Source organism: Bradyrhizobium sp. S3.2.6, from assembly GCF_040546885.1.
Taxonomy (GTDB): domain Bacteria; phylum Pseudomonadota; class Alphaproteobacteria; order Rhizobiales; family Xanthobacteraceae; genus Bradyrhizobium; species Bradyrhizobium cytisi.
The window spans coordinates 1-15,562 of sequence record NZ_JBEPOS010000004.1 but is presented as its reverse complement, the minus strand read 5'-3'; the positions used below and the strand labels follow the sequence as shown (position 1 = coordinate 15,562).

Genomic DNA, 15,562 nt, shown 5'->3' with positions numbered 1-15,562 from the left:
CGAGATCAGTCGTTCTCGTAACCGTAAACTTCCGGCAGGATGAAGATTGCGGCGAGCAATCCGATCAGCGGGAAGATTGCGACGAACAGCGTGGCGCCGGCTTGCCCGATCGCGGCGAACAGCGAAGGGAACAGGAAGATCGCCAGGAACGACGGCAGCTTCACGAACATGTAGGCGAAGCCGCTGGCGGTGCCGCGATACTTGGGCTTGGCGACCATCGTCGGAATGGTCATGCAGTTCGACGCGTCCCAATAATGGCCCCACAACATCGCGGCCGCCGCGAACGGCAGCAGGATCTTGTTGTCGGTGTAGAGCGCAAAGGCCGCGACCAGCAGCGAGACCAGCACGATGCCGAAACCGGCGATCGAGATGCCGCGATGGCCAATCTTCGGCGTTAGCAGCGGACCGACCCAGCCGGACAGCGCGGCGAAGCAGAACAGCGCCATCGTCACCAGATTGATGCCGAGCACGCTCGATACGCCGACCATCACGAACAGCACGGGCAGGTAAAACGCGAAGGTCGAGAACTCGCTGCCTTGCGCAAAGCAGGCGATCCAGCCGTAGATCGTGGCGCGCCAGCGGATCGGGTCCTTCCTCAGGTCGGCGATGAAGTCTCGGGTCGAAACCTTCGGCATCACCACGTCCTGATCGGGCAGCATGGCGAGATCGTCGTTGAACATCTCGCGCGCGACCTGCTTGGCCTCACGATAACGTCCCTTCTGCACCAGCCACACAGCCGTCTCCGGCACGTCGTGGCGCATGATCAGGATGATCAGAGCGGGCACCGCACCGAGGCCGAGCGTCACGCGCCACAGTGTCTCGTGGTGGATGTCGAACAGCAGGAAGATCACGATGACGCCGATGGTCAGCACTTCGCCAACGGCGAACATGAACTGCCAGCGATTGCCCATCACCTCGCGCTCACCCTTGGCCATGGATTCCATGATGTAGGTGTAGCCGGTCGAGATATCCGAGCCGAGCGGAATGCCGAGCAGGAAACGGATCACGACGAGCCAGCCGACGCTGGGTACGAAGGCCTGCGCCAGTGCCAGCACGATGAACATCACCATCGTCACCAGGAACATCACGCGGCGGCCGATCTTGTCGGAGAGCCAGCCACCAAGGAGCGCGCCGATGAGTGCGCCGCCCTGCGTGCCCGCTGCGGCAAGGCCCAGCATCAGCGGATCGGGATTGTACTGCTCCTTGATGAAGATCAGGACGAAGGCGATCGAATAGAGATCCCAGGCCTCGACCAGGATCGAGGCCATCATCAACCAGCCGACCTTGTTGCCCTTGGGGCTGTAATTGGTGATGAGGTAGCGGACCGCGGCTTCGCTCGCGGTCGGTTGTGGCACGGCCATCGTTGACATCTTTGGTCCTCTCTTCAAAACTCTTTACGCGCCAAGTACTTCTTAAGCGCCAAGTAGCTTAAGCGCCAAGCAGCGGCTCGATGCTGCAATCGAGCAGGCGCGGATCGATCCCCGCCTCCATGCCGGTGAACATCAGGTCCATGTAGTCGATCAGGGCATCGCTCGCCTTCACCGCGTCCTCGACGCGGCGGCCGGCAACGGCTGCGAGAATGGCAAGATGGCGATCGATCGTGCCGGACAGGTCGGTCTGTCCCGGCATGAAGCGATGGTGGATGTAGCCGATGCGGCGATACAGCGTGTGCAGCGGCCGCAGCGTATGCACCAGGAACGGCTCGCCCGCGGCTTCCAGCACCAGCGCATCGATGCGGCGATCGATACTGTTGAACTCGTCGAGGGTCAGGGTGGCGCGGCGCTCGCGCAGCAAACGCTCGATGTGCAGCGCCTGATTGCGGTGCGAGAGGCTGGCGCGATCGGCCGCAAGACGCACGACGAAGCGCTCCATGTCCCGGCGCAAGGCCAGCAGCATGCGCTCGCGCGCGAGATCGATCGGCGCGATGTGCAGGCCATGGCGCGGGCGGATGATGATGAGCGTATCGGCGGAGAGACGGTTGACGGCGTGATGCACCGGCGTGCGGCCGAACCCTGTGATCTGCTGCAATTCCAGCATCGTCATGAACTGGCCGGGCTTGAGCTCGCAATGAACGAGCAGCTCCTCGATCTTCTGATAGGCCAGCTCGAAGAAATTGAGCCGGTTGCGCCGCGAGGGCTTGCCCTCGCCGTCGTCGTTTCTCACCACCTCGAGCGAGCGCTTGCGCCGTGCCATGTCGTCCTCTCCCGTCAGCCCGCGCTCTCGTTGCCGGGTGGCGCCTTATTTGTGGCACCCTTAAAACATGTTGTGATATATTACAAGCAAGCGTAAGACTTTCGCGGATGCGCTACGTGCTGCAGCGCAAAATGAAAACACGACCGGTGCGAGGCGCCTGTGACGGGAGGACAATTGCCGTGAAGATCACCTCGATCGAGACGCTGCGCACCGAGGAATTTTCCAACGTCATCTGGGTGCGCGTCCACACCGACACGGGCGTGATCGGTCTCGGCGAGACTTTCTATGGTGCGGGTGCAGTCGAAGCGCAGATCCACGACACCTTTGCCGGCCGCCTGCTCGGCCGTAATCCCCTCCACATCGAGGCGATCCATCGCGACATGCTGAACCTGCCGATGGCGCAGTCCTCGACCGGCGTCGAATATCGCGCAGCGTCGGCGATCGACATCGCGCTGTGGGATCTGTTCGGCAAGGTCTGCAATCAGCCGGTGCACCAGATGCTCGGCGGCCTCTGCCGCGACAAGCAGCGCATCTACAACACCTGCGCCGGCACGCAATATGTCCGCTCAACCAATATCAGCCCGGTCGCGAACTGGAATCTCGGCGCCTCCAAAGGTCCCTACGAGGACCTCGACGGCTTCATGCACCATGCCGATGCGCTCGCCGAAAGCCTGCTGGAGAGCGGCATCTCCGCGATGAAGATCTGGCCGTTCGATCCGGCGGCACAGGAGAACAAGGGCCTCTACATCACGGCGGCGCAGATGAAGCGGGCGATCGAGCCATTCGAGAAGATCCGCAAGGCGGTGGGCGACAAGATGGAGATCATGGTCGAGCTCCATTCGTTGTGGAATTTGCCGACCGCAAAGCAGATCGCCCGCGCGCTCGAGCCCTACAAGCCGACCTGGTACGAAGACCCGATCCGGATGAACTCGCCGCAGGCGCTCGCCGAATATGCGCGCTCGACCGACGTCTGGGTCTGCGCCAGCGAAACCCTCGGCTCGCGCTTCCCCTACAAGGACATGCTCGACCGCGACGCCATGCATGTGGTGATGGCCGATCTGTGCTGGACCGGCGGCCTCACCGAGGGCCGCAAGATCGCGGCGATGGCCGAGACCTATCACCGGCCCTTCGCGCCGCATGATTGCATCGGCCCGATCGGTTTCATCGCCGCCATCCACATGTCGTTCAGCCAGCCCAACACGCTGATTCAGGAATCCGTGCGCGCCTTCTACAGGGGCTGGTACAATGAGCTCGTCACCACGATGCCCACGATCAAGGACGGCCATGTCTATCCGATGGAAGGTCCCGGTCTCGGCGTCGACCTTCTGCCCGCCGTGTTCGATCGCGCCGATCTGACCGTGCGTCGCTCCAACGCTTGAGGATTTTTTTAGGATGAGCACCGCACTCTTCGACCTTTCCGGCCGCACCGCGCTTGTGACCGGCTCCTCCCGCGGCCTCGGCCGCGCCATTGCCGAAGGCATGGCCAAGGCTGGTGCCAGGATCATTGTCAATGGCGTCGACCCGAAGCGCGTCGAGCAGGCCGTCGCCGAGTTTCGCGCCGCCGGACATCAGGCCGAGGGCGCCGCGTTCAACGTCACCGACGAGCCCGCGATCGTCGGGGCCTTCGACCGCTTCGACCGCGAAGGGCTCGAGGTCGACATCGTCGTCAACAATGCCGGCATCCAGCACCGCAAGCCGCTGGTGGAATTCACCACCGACGAATGGCGCAAGGTGATCGAGACCAACCTCACCAGCGCTTTCGTGATCGGCCGGGAAGCCGCCAAGCGCATGATCCCGCGCAAGCGCGGCAAGATCATCAACATCGGCTCGCTTGGCAGCGAGCTGGCGCGTCCGACCATTGCGCCTTACACCGCGGCCAAGGGCGGCATCAAGAACCTGACGCGCTCGATGGCGGTGGAATGGGCCCAGCACGGCATCCAGGCCAATGCGATCGGCCCCGGCTACATGCTCACGGACATGAACGAGGCGCTGGTCAACAACACCGATTTCAACAACTGGCTGATGGGCCGCGTCCCCTCAAAGCGCTGGGGCAAGCCTGACGAGCTGGTCGGCGCCGCGATCTTCCTCGCGTCGGATGCCTCCACTTACGTCAACGGCCAGATCATCTATGTCGATGGCGGCATGATCGCCGCGATGTAATCGCGAAACCTGAGGGAACGAGACCATGCGCGCCGTCGTCATTCACGCCCCGAAGGATTTGCGGATCGACAGCTATCCCGATCCCGCACCCGGCCCGGGCGAGGTCCGCGTCAAGATCGCCAATGGCGGCATCTGCGGCTCCGATCTGCATTACTACCATCATGGCGGCTTCGGCGTCGTCCGGATCCAGCAGCCGATGGCGCTGGGTCACGAGATCGCGGGCGTGGTCGCGGCCATCGGTGACGGCGTCACCGGCGTAAAGACCGGGACGCGCGTTGCGGTCAATCCGAGCAAGCCGTGCGGCAAGTGCCTGCATTGCCAGGAAGGCATGCGCAACCAGTGCCTCGACATGCGCTTCCTCGGCAGCGCGATGCGCTTTCCTCACGTGCAGGGCGGTTTTCGCGAGTTCATCACGGTCGATGCGGCGCAGGCCGTGCCGATCGCCGACAAGCTGTCGCTCGCGGAAGCCGCGGTCGCCGAGCCGCTCGCGGTGTGTCTCCACGCCGGCAAGCAGGCCGGCGCCCTCCTCGGCAAGCGCGTGCTGATCACCGGCTGCGGCCCGATCGGCGCGCTGATGATTCTTGTCTCGCGCTTCGGCGGCGCGTCCGAGATCGTCGTGACCGATGTCGCCGACGCGCCGCTCGCGGTCGCAAAAAAGCTCGGCGCCACGCATGCGATCAACGTCGCGACCAGTGCCACAGCGCTCGATCCCTGGCGCGTCGGCAAGGGCGTGTTCGACACGCTGTTTGAAGCGTCCGGCAATCAGGCCGCGCTGCGCACCGCACTCGACGTGCTCCGTCCCGGCGCGACGCTGGTGCAACTCGGCCTCGGCGGTGAGATGACGCTGCCGATCAACTCCATCGTCGCCAAGGAATTGCAGCTCCGCGGCACCTTCCGTTTCGATCCGGAATTCGAGCTGGCGGTACGGCTGATGGGCGAAGGCCTGATCGACGTGAAGCCGCTGATCACGGCGACCATGCCATTCGAGAACGCGGTCGCCGCCTTCGAGCTCGCCAGCGACCGCGCGCAATCGATGAAGGTGCAGCTGACGTTCTAGCGCCGGCCGGCCTCAGGGCTGCGCCAGCGCGGCCATGACCTCGCGGGAGACGAAGATCTCGGCACGCTCCCACGATTCATCATTGTCGCCGCGGAAGGTGTAGAGCTTGTCCATCACGACCTTTTTGGCGCCGACGTCGATCACCGCGACCTTGGCCCATTGCACCAGCGTGCTGGTCTTCTGGATGCCGCCGATGACCTTGAACGCCGCCCCCTGCTGCATCGACGGCGCAAGCCGGTAGCGCGGGTCGGCGGCGATATCCCGCCGGAGCGCGACCATGAATGCCTGCAGCCGCCGCTCGTGGGCGGCGCTCTGGTCGGCCGGTTCGGCCGAGGTATCGGCATAGCTGAAATCGTCGAGCGCGACGGTGGTCTCAGCGGCTACGGCCCGGCCATCCAGCCCGGCGCCGAGAAGAACAACGAAAGACAGCAACGACAGGGTTCGGCGCATGACAGCCCTCACGTGACGGAAAGACCGCAGGCTAGGCGGACGCTTCGCGCAGTGCAGCCGTGGCCATCCCGGCCAGCGCCGGGAAAATTTCACGACGTTGCACCGCAGTAAGGGTGCCGCTTTGCGCGGCTCCCGTTCTGCCGTTTAATGCGGAGGCGACAATTCCGTTCGCGCCAGGTGCCCCGCCGATGTGGAACCGTCCGAGATTCGATCTCAAGGTCCGCCTGACCTTGCGCGTGGCCGCCATATCGGCCGCCTGCTTCGCCGCAATCTCCGCCTATTTCCTGATCACGGCCGACCGCGCCGCGCACGCGCGCATCGACGGCATTGCCGCTATCGTGGCGAAGACCCTGGAGCTGCAACAGGGCAAGGTCCTGTGGGCGGCGAGCCCCCGCTCGGACTTTCCCAACCTCGATCCCGTTTCAGCCTATGTGATGACGCCCGGCCTATGCCTGGCCTTCCGTGGCGTCGGCGGCGAGATGCTGCAGCGCTTCTGTAGCGGCGCGCCGATCCCGGAGGACCCGCCGCCGCAGATCTTCACGGCGTTCTACCACAGCCTGTTCGACCCCGGCCGCGAGGCCGCGCGGCCCGTAATCCTGCGCGGAACCAAGCTCGGCGAGGCCGTGGTCTCGGTCGATCCGGCCGTGCAGACGGCGGAGGCCTGGCACGAGGCCGGCCGCCTGATGCTGGCGCTTGCGATCGCGCTGCCGCTGTTGTGCGTCCTGGTCTACGCGGCGCTTGCCCGCGCGCTGCGCCCGACGCGCATGATCCGCGCCGGCCTCGAGCGGATCGCCGCCAACGACCTCACCGCCCGGTTGCCGCCGTTCGATCTTGCCGAGCTGTCCGCGGTTCGCGACGTCTTCAATCATCTCGCCGAAAGCCTCGACACTGCGCTGGCCGAGCGCGCCGAGCTGACGCGGAAACTGATCGCGCTCCAGGACGAGGAGCGCCGCCATCTCGCCCGCGAGCTGCACGACGAATTCGGCCAGTCGCTCGCCGCCATCCGCGCGCTCGCCGCCTCCGCCCGCCAGACTGCCGCGCAGGAGTGTCCCTCCTTGCTTGGCGAGTGCGACGGCATTGCGCGGACCGCAACCGGCATGATGGAGACGCTGCGCGGCACGCTGTTCCGGCTGCGCCCGCCTGACGTCGAGGAGCTCGGTCTCGTCGCCAGCCTCGAAGGTCTCGTTGCCGGCTGGAATGGACGCAGCCGCGGCGAGACCCGTTTTTCGATCCGTTTCGACGGCTCGTTCGAGACCCTGCCGGCCACGATCAGCGCCAACCTCTACCGCATCGTACAGGAGGCGCTCACCAATGCCGCCAAGCATGCCGGCGCCACCAAGGTCAGCATGGAATTGACGATGCATGCCGGCGAGATCGCACTCGCCATCGACGATGACGGACGCTCGACCGATCGCGCCGCGAAATCCGGCATGGGCCTGCTCGGCATGCGCGAGCGCGTTGCGGCGCTGCGCGGCCGCCTGAGTTTTGAGGCCGGCCCCGCCGGTGGCTCGGCGCTGCGCGTCGTCATTCCGCTCGCAGCCGCCAATCCGCCAGCGCTGGAGCACGCGGCATGACCGCGACCATTCTGCTGGTCGACGACCATTCCGTGGTCCGCGAAGGCTATCGCTCCGTGCTCGAGAAGCAGCCGGGCCTGCGCGTCATCGCCGAGGCCGGCGACGGCGCGGAGGCCTATCGCCTGTTCAAATCCGAGACGCCGGACCTCGTCATCATGGATCTCAGCATGCCCGGCATCGGCGGCGTCGAGGCGGTCAGGCGCATCAGGCAATGGGACAAGGCCGCCAAGATCCTCGTCTTCACCATGCATGAGAATGCCGGCTTCGCCGTGCAGGCGATCCGCGCCGGCGCGAGGGGTTACGTCACCAAGACCAGTCCGCCGGAGACGCTGGTGCGTGCGGTGATGGACGTGCTCGCCGGCAAGATCGCGATCAGCCCGGATATCGACCACGAGCTTGCGCTGAGCCGGATCAGCGGCGAGAGCTCGGCCGCCGACGTGCTTACCCCGCGCGAGTTCGAGGTGCTGCGGCTGCTGCTCGCCGAAAACACCACGGAGGAGATCGCCGAGACGCTCCACGTCAGCCCGAAGACGGTGGCGAATCTGCACTCGCTGATCAAGGACAAGCTCGGTGTCGGCTCCGACATCGAGCTGGTCCGGCTGGCGCTACGGCAGGGACTCTTGACGCAGCTCGATCTCGGCGAGGCGTGAACGCTCAGGCGAGATAGCGCGTGAGATAGCCTTCCATGGCATAGAGCGCGCAGAGCGCAAGGCTCGACCACACCGCGGCGCTGAAATACAGGAACATCCAGGTCAGCTCGCCCTTCCAGTGCGCGATGTCGTGGGTCACCACCCATCTGGTCGAGACGTCATGCAGGCCCTCGAGGAAGCCGAGGAACCTGCCGCCTTCGGCATGCCCGGCCCGCCAGCGGCTGAGATACATGGGAACGTCGACGGTGACGAGGAAGGCAAGGAAGCAGGCGATGCCGACGATGCCAGCAATCAGCGCCCAGCGCACCGGGCCCTGGAATTCCGGCATCAGCCGGCACAGCGCGATGCCGGCAAGGAAGAAGGTCACTGCCCACAGCGAGTTCTCGATTGCGTTGAAGAGGAAGTTGGTGGTCACCACCGCGTACCAGGAAAAACATTCCGCGATGATGATGATCGGCACGATCACCAGCGCGATATTCACCGCAGTCTCTGCGCCGGTCATGTGACCGAGCTGATGCAGGATGATCGCCCATTGCGCGGCGAAGCAGACCTCGGCCACGGTCGCGACCGTGCGGCCGACGAACACGCTCGACAGCCAGGTGTCGAACAGGCAGATGCGCTGCACGTCGGCGCGCGGCAGCACCGAGCGGAAGGCGCAGCCGAACACATAGCCCGCGCAGAGCAGGAACATCAGGCCAGCATCCGAACCGCCGCCGACACTGCCGGCAACGGTCGGATAGAACTCGCGGTACAGCATGAACCAGACGAGAATGTTGGCAGTGCTGACCAGCGTCAGGGACCCCCACCACCACGCGAGGGGATTTGACCGTGCCTGCCACTGCAACATGAATCGCTCCGCCGTAGTCAATATGACATCCAACGGTAGTAATTCTGTCATAAATCAGCAGCAAGGCGCGACAAAAATCTGCGTGACGGCGCTGTCATAATTGGTCTGCGCGCTGTCATATTCGCGACGGCCTCGCTCGTTTCCGAGTTGATCCCGGGGCGCTCCTTGAGGCCCCCGGGATAACGCGGGGAGCTTACTTCTTCAGCCCGCCGACATAGGCCGCGAGTTTGTCCAGCGTCTGGTAGCCGTACTCGACGGCGCCGAAACCGATCATGCCGTCGCGCTGCTCGGTGCTTGCAGCCAGCTGCCGCATCATCAGCACGGTCTTGCCGTTGCTCTGCTCGGCAAAGGTGATGGTGAAGCGGAACATGCCGGGGTCATCGTCCTGGTCGGCGCCGTGGTCCATCTCCATGAGGGACGGCCGCTCGATGCGGCGGAAGCGCATGCGGTTCGGATAGACGGTGCCGTCGGGACCGATCATGTTGAAGCGCCAGACGCCGCCGACACGCACGTCGATCTCGAAAGTCTCGATCTTGAATCCCTTCGGCCCGAACCATTGCGGCAGGTGCTTTGGGTCGGACCAGGCCTCGAACACCAGGTCGCGCGGCGCGTCGATCACGCGCGACATCACGATCTCGCGGTCGATCGACCATTGCGACAGGGCAGCATTGGCAGAACTCGTCATCGTCAGGCACCTTTCCGTTTGCTTGTCTTGTTGGTGGTCTTGTCGGTCGTCTTGGGCGGCCGCCTGGCGGCCGCCCTCTCCTTCTTGAGCTTCATCACGTAAGCCTCGAACCGGTCGAGCCGCGCCTCCCAGATCGCGCGCTGGTGCTGGAACCAGTCTTCCGCACTGAGGAGCGCGTCCGGACTGAGGCGGCAGGTGCGCACGCGGCCGGACTTCTCCGACTGCACGAGCCCGCTCAGCTCCAGGACGTGGATGTGCTTCATGAAGCTCGGCAGCGCCATCTCGAAGGGCTCGGCGAGCTCGCCGACGGAGGCCTCGCCGGCGCACAGCCGCATCACGATGGCCCGCCGCGTGGGGTCGGCGAGCGCCGCAAAAACCTGGTCGAGATGGGATATTTGGTTAGCCATGTAGCTAACTATAAGCTTGCCGCGATCGGACGTCAATGATTGTTAGCTCGTAAGCTAAGTATTTCGCCCGACCGCGGATGTGGAACCCGGAGCGCGCAATTGTGACTTGGGACAGCGGGCGCTCCCCGCTAGAAGATTCCCCGGGGGGCGCACACACATATTATCGGATCACGTGCCGCCTGTTGTCATCTCACCGCAATTCACCCGGCGAACCCTCGCACGCGCCGCGCTCGTTCCTGTTGCGATCGCGCTCCGGCCGCGTCGCGCATCGGCGGACTCCGACATGATCGCGCAGATGCGCGACATCGTTGCGGAGGAACTCGCGCCGACCGCAACGCCGGACCACCCCGGCGGCCTCGCAGCCGCGCTATACGCCGGCCAACATATCGAATTCTTCAATTACGGCTTCGCAGACGGCGCCACCAAGCGGCCGGTCACGCCGGACACGCTGTTCAGCCTCGCCTCCTTGCGCAAACCGTTTGAGGCGACGCTGGTGGCCCTCGGCGCGCTCCGCGGTGAGCTGCGGCTCGACGATCCCCTGCCGAAATATCTGCCGGAGCTCGACGGCGACTATGTCCGCCGCGTCACCGTCGGCGAGCTCGCCACGCACACCTCGGGACTGCTGCTGCCGACCGATCACCCGCCCTGGCCGAATGATTCCTACTCGCAGACGCAATTCATCGCGATGCTCAACGCCTGGACACCGCCCGCCGGCGTCGCGCCCGGCAAGCAGCGCATCTACAGTCATGCCGGCTACGTCCTGCTCCAGCTCGTGCTCGAGCGCTGCTATCACACACCGATCGCTGGACTGATCGAGAGCCGCGTGCTCACGCCGCTCGGCATGCAAGCCACGTCCATCCCCGAATGCGGAGCGGACAACCGCGCGATCATGGACGCGGCCTCGATGCGGCGCGTCGTGCAGGGCTATTCCGACCAGGGCGGAGCGATCGGCCCGATCGGCAACCAGCAGAGCTATTTCGACTTCCCCGGCACCGGCCAGATGTTCTCGTCCGCGCGGGATCTTGCAGCCTTCGTTGCGGCGGCCGTCGACGGCCGTTCGATCGATCCGAACCTGCGCGAAGCGCTGCGCATGACACAGCGCGAACGTTTCCGCGTCGACCAAAGGTTCGCCCAAGCCACGTTCGGCCAATCCATGGCCTGGGAGACCGTGCACCTTCCCGGCGTCACCGTCGTCGACAAGCCGGGCGGCCTCAACAACGCGTCAGCTTATATCGGCCTCGTACCGGCCCACCGGATCGGCATTGTGCTGCTCGCCAATCGCGGCGAATATCCGCACGAGATCGCCCGCTACAAGATCCTGCCCGCGCTGGCGCATCTGGTGAGCTCGCACGGCGGCTGAGCTTCGGAGCAGAAAGCCCCGGCCGAGCCAGGGCTTTCCACGCGAGAACAGGAACGGAATGCTCAGTATCTGGCGACGACCGGTCCGCCGAACTTGTAGTTCACGCCGACGCGCACGATGTTCGACTTGAGATCGACCGAGTGGGTGAAGACGTTCTGCAGCGCGCCCGCAGTCAGATTAGTGCTTGTCGCCGTGCTGCGCCCGAGATCAACATAGAGATATTCCGCCTTGAGCGACCAGCCACCGCCAATGGCATGTTCGCTGCCGACGCCAGCAGTCCATCCTACGCGCGTGTCGCGGATCGCGGCCGATTCCGTTACCGAGAATATGTCGGTGAATTTGAAATTGCTCCTGACCTCGGCGATCGCCGCGCCGCCCGTCGCATAGATGAGCCAATTCGGCGTCGCGACGAAGCCGATACGGCCACGGATAGTGGCAAGCCAGTCGGCCGAGACCTGGGAGCTGACGGCGAAGCTGAACGGCGCGCAGCAGGGATAGACCGCCGAGCCGGTCGCCCCCCCCTTGAAGCCGAAATAGTTGATGTCGCCTTCGAGGCCGAATACGGCCTGGTTGACCTGCCAATTATAGCCGGCGGTCAAACCGCCGGTCACGCTGGAGCTGTTGAATTTCTGGGCGCCGACCGCGGCGATGGCCGGAACGCTGCTGGCGGCGAAGTAGCCGGTCGGAGAAAACACGGTCGATGTGGTCGGGTCGGCGCTGCCCCATTGTCCGCCGACATTGGCGCCGACATAGAACCCGCTCCAGTTGTAGCTGGGCGCGATCGCCGGCGCCTTGGTGTACTGCGGCGCGAGGTCGGCCGCCATTGCAGACACGGTGCCTAAAACAACCGACGCGACCGCCAGCAAAAACTTCTTCATTGCAATCTCCTTGCCCCACGCGATCGGAGCTGCGTTCTCGAATGCGCCAGCCAAGTGGACCCGGCCCAACCTAGGCATAGGCGGCACACCGCTCGGCGTCTTGGGCTGCGGCGAAGTTCGCATGGACTGTGACGAAGGGTGCGGTCCGCCACGCGCGAAGTGCGACGGGTGTGGCCGAAGCGCCACGCATTTTCTCATTGCAGCGACGCAAAATGCAGGCCCCCGTCGCGTCAGGACAGGCGCGCGCGAGCGAATATCCGAATCTGCTCCCGCCGGGCGCGCGCCTCAGACCGAGCGCGTCAGCCCGCCGTCGACGCGGATGTTCTGGCCGGTGATATAGGCGGCGCCGTCGGATGCGAGGAACGAGACCGTCGCCGCGATCTCCTCAACCTTGCCGTAGCGCTTCAGCGGCACGCTGTCGCGGCGCGCATCTAGCTGTGGCAGGCTGTCGATCCAGCCCGGCAGCACGTTGTTCATGCGGATGTTGTCGGCCGCATGGGTATCAGTGAAGATTTTGGTGAAGGCGGCCAGGCCCGCGCGGAACACCGCCGAGGTCGGGAACATCGCGCTCGGCTCGAACGCCCAGGCGGTCGAGATGTTGATGATGGCGCCGCCCTTCTGCGCCTGCATCACCGGCGTTACCAGCCGGCTAGGACGGATCACGTTGAGCAAATACGTGTCGAGGCCAAGGTGCCACTGCTCGTCGGTAATCTCCGTGATAGCCGCGCGCGGGCCGTGGCCGGCGCTGTTGACGAGCACGTCGATGCGTCCCCACTTTGCCAGCGCGCCGTCGACGAGGCGCTTCAGATCGTCATTGGACTTGTTCGAGCCGGTCACACCGAACCCGCCGAGCTCGGCCGCGAGCGCCTCACCCTTGCCGGAGGACGACAGGATCGCCACACGAAAGCCATCGGCTGCGAGCCGCCGCGCCGCCCCTGCCCCCATGCCGCTGCCGCCCGCGGTGACGAGTGCGACCTTCTCTGCTGCCATGACCGATCATCCCTGTGATAGCGTTGAGGCGAACCGAAGGCTCAGCCTGTCATCAGGCCTTCTACAGCCAGAGTTGCCCGCAAACCAGACTTGCTAACAAGTCCATCGCCACGAGGCCTCGCGACATGAGCGATTTGCAGATCCGCCATTTGGGCCGTGAGGAGATCTCCATCGCGATCGAGTGGGCCGCGGCCGAGGGCTGGAATCCGGGATTGCGCGACGCTGCCTGCTTCGCAATCCCCGACGCGAAAGGCTTCTTCGTCGGCGAGATCGACGGCGAACCCGTCGCGACTGTCTCCTGCGTCAATTACGACGACCGTTTCGCCTTCCTCGGCTTCTACATCGTGCGGGCAGGATTTCGCGGCAGAGGCCACGGCCTGCGCATCTGGAATGCTGCGATCGCGCATGCGGGCTCACGTGTGATCGGGCTCGACGGCGTCGTCGCACAGCAGGACAATTACAAGAAATCCGGCTTTCAGCTCGCTTACGCCAATATCCGCTATGGCGGCAGCGTCGCGGCTCCGCCGAAGCCGCCGGCGGGCGTCGTTGCGCTCGATACAATCCCATTCGCGCTTGTGGACGCCGACGATGCAACGGTCTTCCCGGCGCAGCGAAGCGCTTTCCTGCGCGCCTGGATCAACACGCCTGGACACGTCGGACGCGCGTTGATGCGTGATAACAAGCTCGCCGCGTGGGGCGTCATCCGGCCCTGCCGGACCGGCTGCAAGATCGGCCCGCTGGTAGCCGATGACCGCGCCGCGGCAGACGCTGTCCTGCAGGCTTTGCTGGCCTGTCCCGGAAGCAGCGAGATTGTGCTCGACATCCCCGCGGTGAACCGCGAAGGTATTGCGCTTGCGGAATCCCTTGGCCTGAAGCCGACATTCGAAACGGCGCGAATGTACACTGGACCAGTTCCGTCACTGCGGCTCGACCGCGTGTTCGGCATAACCAGTTTTGAGCTCGGCTAGTATCGCCTCTGAATTTGGCTCATGCCGGCCTGAATATGTAATCTGTTTCACGTCTCCGCTGCGGCGCGGCGTGTATTCGTGTCCGATCCGCCGATTTTGCCGGACGGCTCGATCGTTATTTTTCTGATTATCGATTTTTCATTCGCGAGGATTTCATGACCGAAACCAGACGCAAGGCTCGCACTTCCCAGCATACGGCCGACGACCTGCCGCGTCTTGGAATCGCAGCTGCGCTGCTGCTCGCCGTCGTGGCGGCCTTCGCCGTCCACGTGCTCGTCTCGGCTCCCACGCTGCGCGAGGCTGCCGAGGCAGAGCTCGTGCGCATCATTGCCGCTGAGGATCGGGATGTCTGCGGTCAGTTCGGGCTGCGCCCGGGGACGACCTCTTTTGCGGCCTGCAGCCGCGAGCTCGCAAACGTCAGGCAGAAACAATGCGACCGCGACCGGGCAGCCGCGGCCGGAATCTTGTAGTGCATCCGGAATGAGTTGCGCCGCTCAGTAGCAGCGCATGATGTTGACGGTGTGCTCGCCGCCGCCGCGGCCGGGCACCGTCACGGATTCCGTCGGGCAGCTCGGCACATAGGGCCGATCGGACGGCACGACGTTCGGCGGGAAGCGATGCGCCCAGTCCCAGGGAACGTCGTAGGTGTAGGTATAGCGAACGTCGTTGGTGACAGGCTGGCCGGCATCGGCGAAAGGTTCGCTGTACGCCGCACCGTCGTAGAAGAACCCGCCGCCGCCCGGCCAATAAACCCAGGGATTGTTGCGAGCATTGTTGCGGCCGCGGAACCGCGCCCCCGGCGCGATCGGCGGACGTGCCGCAACCGGCGGTGCGGCAGCGCTCACCATGCCATGCGGGGCGGCACCGCCCGGTCGTGCAAAACTGTCGCTGGGGGAAAGGAGCAGCGCGGCTGCGCTGAGCGAGGCGAACAACGCCCCATTTGATCTGGACATCATGATACGCACCAACTCGTTTGGCTTCGCGGATAACGGCTCCCCACCGCACGCTAGGCCGGGCTGTTGCCCACCCGCAAACGTATAATTAATTGTTGGTTAAGGCACGGGATTAACAGGGAACCGGGTGCGACCGAACGCCCGGAAGTCGGCGACCGTAGCCCGGAGGCCCAACACTTGCGTTGCCCGACGGGCAAAACACCCAAGCCCTCGGTCAATCCGTATCGGCACAAATATTCCACTTTACCGAAATTCGGAAACGGCGTATGTGTGGTCCCACTCCGGCCCAAGGAAGGCTATGGGATGCCCGAAAGTGATTCCCCGGAGTTTATGGATGTGATTCAAGGCCTTTCGACCTGTCTGGGACGGAGGGCCTGCGATGTCTTTTGG

General features: G+C 64.6%; 16 protein-coding genes and 1 pseudogene. 8 read left to right on the top strand and 9 right to left on the bottom strand.

The genetic code is table 11. The features are described 5' to 3' along the window. Window positions 1-5: 5 nt before the first annotated feature. On the bottom strand, window positions 6-1,370 hold the full coding sequence (locus ABID58_RS10450; protein ID WP_148750415.1) for an MFS transporter: 1,365 nt from the start codon (window positions 1,368-1,370) through the stop codon (window positions 6-8). Between the two features lie 58 nt (window positions 1,371-1,428). Then, window positions 1,429-2,193, bottom strand: a complete 765-nt coding sequence (locus ABID58_RS10445; RefSeq protein ID WP_148750414.1) for a GntR family transcriptional regulator — start codon at window positions 2,191-2,193, stop codon at window positions 1,429-1,431. Between the two features lie 179 nt (window positions 2,194-2,372). Between ABID58_RS10445 and ABID58_RS10440 the strand changes: the two genes are divergently transcribed. The 3 genes from ABID58_RS10440 to ABID58_RS10430 are packed head-to-tail and all read left to right on the top strand — an operon-like array spanning window position 2,373 to window position 5,410. After that, complete coding sequence (locus ABID58_RS10440; RefSeq protein WP_354032577.1) at window positions 2,373-3,572, top strand: mandelate racemase/muconate lactonizing enzyme family protein; 1,200 nt, start codon at window positions 2,373-2,375, stop codon at window positions 3,570-3,572. Between the two features lie 13 nt (window positions 3,573-3,585). Then, a complete protein-coding gene (locus tag ABID58_RS10435) occupies window positions 3,586-4,353 on the top strand; it encodes an SDR family oxidoreductase (RefSeq protein WP_354032576.1) in 768 nt (255 codons plus the stop codon). A gap of 25 nt (window positions 4,354-4,378) precedes the next feature. Beyond that, the gene (locus tag ABID58_RS10430) at window positions 4,379-5,410 is read left to right on the top strand and encodes an L-idonate 5-dehydrogenase (protein WP_354032575.1); all 1,032 of its coding nucleotides are present in this window, start codon (window positions 4,379-4,381) and stop codon (window positions 5,408-5,410) included. 15 nt (window positions 5,411-5,425) lie between these two features. Here ABID58_RS10430 and ABID58_RS10425 read toward each other — a convergent pair. After that, a pseudogene (locus ABID58_RS10425) lies at window positions 5,426-5,860 on the bottom strand (DUF2380 domain-containing protein); the annotation flags it as partial. Window positions 5,861-6,048: 188 nt separating this feature from the next. Here ABID58_RS10425 and ABID58_RS10420 point away from each other — a divergent pair. Beyond that, complete coding sequence (locus ABID58_RS10420) at window positions 6,049-7,434, top strand: sensor histidine kinase (RefSeq protein WP_148750410.1); 1,386 nt, start codon at window positions 6,049-6,051, stop codon at window positions 7,432-7,434. Continuing rightward, window positions 7,431-8,084: a response regulator gene (locus ABID58_RS10415; protein ID WP_354032574.1), complete on the top strand. Its 654-nt coding sequence runs from the start codon at window positions 7,431-7,433 to the stop codon at window positions 8,082-8,084. The genes ABID58_RS10420 and ABID58_RS10415 overlap by 4 nt, the downstream gene beginning before the upstream one ends. Window positions 8,085-8,088: 4 nt before the next feature. Here ABID58_RS10415 and ABID58_RS10410 read toward each other — a convergent pair whose 3' ends face one another. From ABID58_RS10410 to ABID58_RS10400, 3 genes are all read right to left on the bottom strand, one after another. Continuing rightward, window positions 8,089-8,931, bottom strand: a complete 843-nt coding sequence (locus tag ABID58_RS10410; RefSeq protein ID WP_354032573.1) for a hypothetical protein — start codon at window positions 8,929-8,931, stop codon at window positions 8,089-8,091. Window positions 8,932-9,124: 193 nt separating this feature from the next. Beyond that, entirely contained in the window at window positions 9,125-9,616 is a 492-nt protein-coding gene (locus ABID58_RS10405; protein ID WP_354032572.1) for an SRPBCC family protein, read from the bottom strand. 2 nt (window positions 9,617-9,618) lie between these two features. Beyond that, window positions 9,619-10,023: an ArsR/SmtB family transcription factor gene (locus ABID58_RS10400; RefSeq protein ID WP_354032571.1), complete on the bottom strand. Its 405-nt coding sequence runs from the start codon at window positions 10,021-10,023 to the stop codon at window positions 9,619-9,621. Between the two features lie 283 nt (window positions 10,024-10,306). Between ABID58_RS10400 and ABID58_RS10395 the strand changes: the two genes are divergently transcribed. Then, window positions 10,307-11,383, top strand: coding sequence for a serine hydrolase (locus tag ABID58_RS10395; RefSeq protein ID WP_354032570.1), 1,077 nt, complete (start codon window positions 10,307-10,309; stop codon window positions 11,381-11,383). Window positions 11,384-11,445: 62 nt separating this feature from the next. On the opposite strand, the gene ABID58_RS10390 is transcribed toward ABID58_RS10395, so the two are convergent. Beyond that, complete coding sequence (locus tag ABID58_RS10390; RefSeq protein WP_354032569.1) at window positions 11,446-12,261, bottom strand: outer membrane protein; 816 nt, start codon at window positions 12,259-12,261, stop codon at window positions 11,446-11,448. A gap of 285 nt (window positions 12,262-12,546) precedes the next feature. After that, a complete protein-coding gene (locus tag ABID58_RS10385) occupies window positions 12,547-13,251 on the bottom strand; it encodes an SDR family oxidoreductase (RefSeq protein WP_354032568.1) in 705 nt (234 codons plus the stop codon). A 125-nt stretch (window positions 13,252-13,376) separates the two neighbouring features. On the opposite strand from ABID58_RS10385, the gene ABID58_RS10380 reads away from it, so the two are divergent. After that, entirely contained in the window at window positions 13,377-14,219 is an 843-nt protein-coding gene (locus ABID58_RS10380) for a GNAT family N-acetyltransferase (RefSeq protein ID WP_354032567.1), read from the top strand. Window positions 14,220-14,374: 155 nt separating this feature from the next. After that, window positions 14,375-14,689, top strand: coding sequence for a hypothetical protein (locus ABID58_RS10375; RefSeq protein ID WP_354032566.1), 315 nt, complete (start codon window positions 14,375-14,377; stop codon window positions 14,687-14,689). Between the two features lie 24 nt (window positions 14,690-14,713). Here the strand turns inward: ABID58_RS10375 and ABID58_RS10370 are convergent, their stop codons facing one another. Beyond that, the gene (locus ABID58_RS10370; protein WP_354032565.1) at window positions 14,714-15,175 is read right to left on the bottom strand and encodes a hypothetical protein; all 462 of its coding nucleotides are present in this window, start codon (window positions 15,173-15,175) and stop codon (window positions 14,714-14,716) included. Between the last annotated feature and the right edge of the window lie 387 nt (window positions 15,176-15,562).